At 66.1% G+C, this 3,045-nt stretch carries 8 protein-coding genes; all 8 read right to left on the bottom strand.

What is annotated here, in order from left to right:
* On the bottom strand, window positions 1-269 hold a 269-nt coding region (locus tag AC1D12_RS29470), incomplete at its 3' end, for a twin-arginine translocase subunit TatC (protein ID WP_477844730.1).
* Between the two features lie 17 nt (window positions 270-286).
* Window positions 287-775: a Sec-independent protein translocase protein TatB gene (gene tatB / locus AC1D12_RS29465; RefSeq protein ID WP_477844729.1), complete on the bottom strand. Its 489-nt coding sequence runs from the start codon at window positions 773-775 to the stop codon at window positions 287-289.
* A gap of 43 nt (window positions 776-818) precedes the next feature.
* Window positions 819-1,052: a Sec-independent protein translocase subunit TatA gene (gene tatA, locus AC1D12_RS29460; protein ID WP_047500836.1), complete on the bottom strand. Its 234-nt coding sequence runs from the start codon at window positions 1,050-1,052 to the stop codon at window positions 819-821.
* A gap of 45 nt (window positions 1,053-1,097) precedes the next feature.
* Entirely contained in the window at window positions 1,098-1,448 is a 351-nt protein-coding gene (locus AC1D12_RS29455; RefSeq protein WP_047500834.1) for a histidine triad nucleotide-binding protein, read from the bottom strand.
* A complete protein-coding gene (locus AC1D12_RS29450) occupies window positions 1,445-1,834 on the bottom strand; it encodes a DUF4870 family protein (RefSeq protein WP_465111189.1) in 390 nt (129 codons plus the stop codon). The genes AC1D12_RS29455 and AC1D12_RS29450 overlap by 4 nt, the downstream gene beginning before the upstream one ends.
* Window positions 1,831-2,211 (bottom strand): phosphoribosyl-ATP diphosphatase, encoded by a 381-nt coding sequence (locus AC1D12_RS29445; protein WP_477826508.1) that lies wholly within the window; start codon window positions 2,209-2,211, stop codon window positions 1,831-1,833. Before AC1D12_RS29445 ends, AC1D12_RS29450 begins: the two co-directional genes overlap by 4 nt.
* Window positions 2,208-2,597: a phosphoribosyl-AMP cyclohydrolase gene (gene hisI, locus AC1D12_RS29440; protein ID WP_477844728.1), complete on the bottom strand. Its 390-nt coding sequence runs from the start codon at window positions 2,595-2,597 to the stop codon at window positions 2,208-2,210. The genes AC1D12_RS29445 and hisI overlap by 4 nt, the downstream gene beginning before the upstream one ends.
* The gene (locus AC1D12_RS29435) at window positions 2,594-3,043 is read right to left on the bottom strand and encodes an NUDIX domain-containing protein (RefSeq protein ID WP_477844727.1); all 450 of its coding nucleotides are present in this window, start codon (window positions 3,041-3,043) and stop codon (window positions 2,594-2,596) included. The genes hisI and AC1D12_RS29435 overlap by 4 nt, the downstream gene beginning before the upstream one ends.
* Window positions 3,044-3,045: the final 2 nt, after the last annotated feature.

The following is a 3,045-nucleotide window of genomic DNA, read 5'->3' as shown; positions in this document are numbered from 1 at the left end:
GCCGACATCAGCGTGATCTTCAGCGGCACGAGGAACGGCGAGATCACGTTGGTGGCGATCAGCTTGCCGCCGGCCGGCAGCGCCGCCACCAGCGGGTGCGCGAGCAGGTCGTAGAGGGCGGCCGGGCCGGGGTAGATCGCGAGGATGCCGAAGCACACGCCGATCGCGATCACCGCGCGAATCAGCCGGTCGCGCAATTCGATCAGGTGCGTGACGAAGGGCTGCTCGGTGCCTTCCAGCTCATCGCGGCCGTCGCTGTTCAACTTCATGGGAGGGGTTCAGGTTCTCAGACCGACGAGCGCGGCGGGCGGAAGCGCGCGACACGCGCCGCGCCGGATTGCGCCTTGCTGCGCACGCCGTTGCGCTGCTTGTACCACTGCGGCGTGGCACCGCGTTTCAGGCGCCAGTTCTTCTTCGGGTGCTTGTACTGAGGCGGTGGGGGTTCCCAGCCGCTGTGCTGGCCGCTGTCGGCGCTCAAGGCCGGATCGCCGGGCGCATCCCAGGCGCTGGCCATGTCGGCGCGCGTCTGGTGGATCTCGTTCGACACCGTCTGCTCGACGTTGCGGGCCGCGTCCTCGAACTCGCCCTTCATCTTCTTGAGCTCTTCGAGCTCGATCGAGCGGTTCACCTCGGCCTTCACGTCGGCCACATAGCGCTGGGCCTTGCCGAGCAGGTGGCCGACGGTGCGGGCGACCTTGGGCAACCGCTCCGGGCCGATGACGATCAGCGCCACGGCGCCGATCAGCGCGATCTTGTCGAAACCGAAATCGATCATGCGGCCGCCATCCGACGGGCCAGCCCGGGCCGGCCTCGGATGCTCACGATTTGGTCTTCGCTTCGACGTCGACGGTGTTCGGATCGGCGGCCTTCTGGCCGACCTGTTGCGACGGCGGCACGGCCTCGGCGTTGGCCGAGCCGTCCTTCATGCCGTCCTTGAAGCCCTTCACGGCACCACCGAGGTCGCTGCCGATGTTCTTGAGCTTCTTGGTGCCGAACACCAGGACCACGATCACCAGCACGATGAGCCAGTGCCAGATGCTGAATGAACCCATGATTCTTCTCCTGCGGGAAATAGCGGATTCTAGGCGGTGAGGGGGTCAACCCTTGGCCCAGGGCCTTGGTCCGCCGATGACATGCATGTGCAAATGTGGCACTTCCTGCCCGCCATCGGCGCCGGTGTTGACCACGGTGCGGAAACCATTGGTGGCACCCTGCTCGCGGGCGAGCCCGGGGGCCAGCGCCAGCATCTTGCCGAGCAGGGCCTGGTGCTTGTCCGGCACGGTGTCGTACAGCGATGCCAGATGCTCCTTGGGCACGATCAGGAAGTGGATCGGTGCCCACGGCGCGATGTCGTGGAAGGCGATCAGTTCGTCGTCTTCGTAGACCTTGCGGCTCGGAATCTGGCCGGCCGCGATCTTGCAGAAGATGCAGTTCGGATCATGGCTCATGGCGCGGGCACCGGCATCGGCGTGTTGGAGTTCAGGTTCACCCAGCCGCGCACGACGCGGTAGAGGAACCAGATCGAGATGATGACCCACGCGATCCAGCCTGGGAGGAAGAGCAGGAACCACAGCGGCACCGTCACGATGTACAGCACGGCGGCCCAGATCACCGAGCGGATGCGCCAGCGGAAGTGCGATTCCTGCCAGGTGCCGGCGGCATCGTCCTTTTTCACGAGGTCGAGGATGAAGGCGACGATCAGCAGCACCGGCGTGACCTGCGCGCCGGGCACCACGGCGGCGACCGCGACGATCGCATGCAGTGCGTAGCTGATGTGGCCGATGTTCTTCAGCGACTGCTCGCTGTCGGAAAGCTTGGTCACGACATCGTTCATGTTCCGTCCGCCTCTCGGGTTTGCAACTTGCGTGCGGCGAATTCCTCGAGGCCCGACAGGCCCTCGCGCCGCTCCAGCTCGGCCAGCACGTCGGCCGGTGTCAGGCCGAACGCACTCAGCGCGAGCATCGAATGGAACCACAGGTCGGCGACCTCGTAGACGATCTTCTGGCGGTCGCCGTCCTTGGCGGCCATCACCGTCTCGGTGGCCTCTTCGCCGATCTTCTTCAGGATCGCGTCGGTGCCCTTGTGGAACAGCCGGGCGACGTAGCTCTTGTCCGGGTCGCCCTGGCGGCGCGACTCGATCACCGCCGCCAGCCGGGCCAGCGTGTCGTTGCCGTTGCGAGTGTCTTTCACCGCGGTTTTCACATCCGTCATTTGTAGATCGTCCCGGGGTCTTTCAAGACCGTCTCGACGGTGTGCCAGGCGCCGTCCTTGTAAAGCTGGAAGAAGCAGCTGTGGCGGCCGGTGTGGCAGGCAATTCCAGGTTCATGGCCGCGCTGGGTCACCTTCAGCAGCAGCACGTCGTTGTCGCAATCGAGGCGCATCTCGTGCACCTGCTGCACATGGCCGCTTTCCTCGCCCTTGTGCCACAGGCGCTGGCGCGAGCGGCTGTAATAGACCGCCTCGCCGAGCTCGGCGGTGCGGGCCAGTGCCTCGCGGTTCATGAACGCGAACATCAGCACGTCGTTGCTGCCGACCTCCTGCGCGATCACCGGCAGCAGGCCTTGCGCATCCCACTTGATCTCGTCGAGCCAGCTCATCGGGCGAGTGTATCCGTCGCATAAGTCGGGCCCGAGAACCCGCGCTCCTCGGCGAACCATGCCAGCACCGGCACGGTGCCCGGCAGCACCGGCTGCACCTGTACCGGCAGGCTCTGCCAGGCCATCTGCTGGGCCTCGCGCATCTCGAACTCGCCGGTCCACGCGAAGACCTTGCAGAAGTGCAGCCRCACGCGGGCATGCGGGTAGTCGACGATCTCGACCTTCCACGGCTGCACCGGCCCGATCGTGATGCCGATCTCCTCGTGCAGTTCGCGGCGCAATGCCTGCTCGACGGTCTCTCCGGCCTCCAGCTTGCCGCCGGGGAATTCCCAGTAGCCGGCGTAGACCTTGCCGTCGGGCCGGCTGGTCAGCAGGAAGCGGCCGTCGGCGTCGATCAGCACGCCCACGGCGACCTCGACCGGCGTGCGCTCGGCAGCGGTACTCATGA

The sequence above is a fragment of the Rhizobacter sp. P1_G5 genome (assembly GCF_056405435.1).
Note: the sequence above shows the minus strand (reverse complement) of the source record. Positions and strands in the feature narration are given on the sequence as shown.

Coding starts and splice junctions, on each gene's coding strand:
- AC1D12_RS29445 (WP_477826508.1), bottom strand. CDS start 2,211: ATGACGGATGTGAAAACCGCGGTGAAAGACACTCGCAACGGCAACGAC.
- AC1D12_RS29450 (WP_465111189.1), bottom strand. CDS start 1,834: ATGAACGATGTCGTGACCAAGCTTTCCGACAGCGAGCAGTCGCTGAAG.
- tatA (WP_047500836.1), bottom strand. CDS start 1,052: ATGGGTTCATTCAGCATCTGGCACTGGCTCATCGTGCTGGTGATCGTG.
- AC1D12_RS29455 (WP_047500834.1), bottom strand. CDS start 1,448: ATGAGCCATGATCCGAACTGCATCTTCTGCAAGATCGCGGCCGGCCAG.
- hisI (WP_477844728.1), bottom strand. CDS start 2,597: ATGAGCTGGCTCGACGAGATCAAGTGGGATGCGCAAGGCCTGCTGCCG.
- tatB (WP_477844729.1), bottom strand. CDS start 775: ATGATCGATTTCGGTTTCGACAAGATCGCGCTGATCGGCGCCGTGGCG.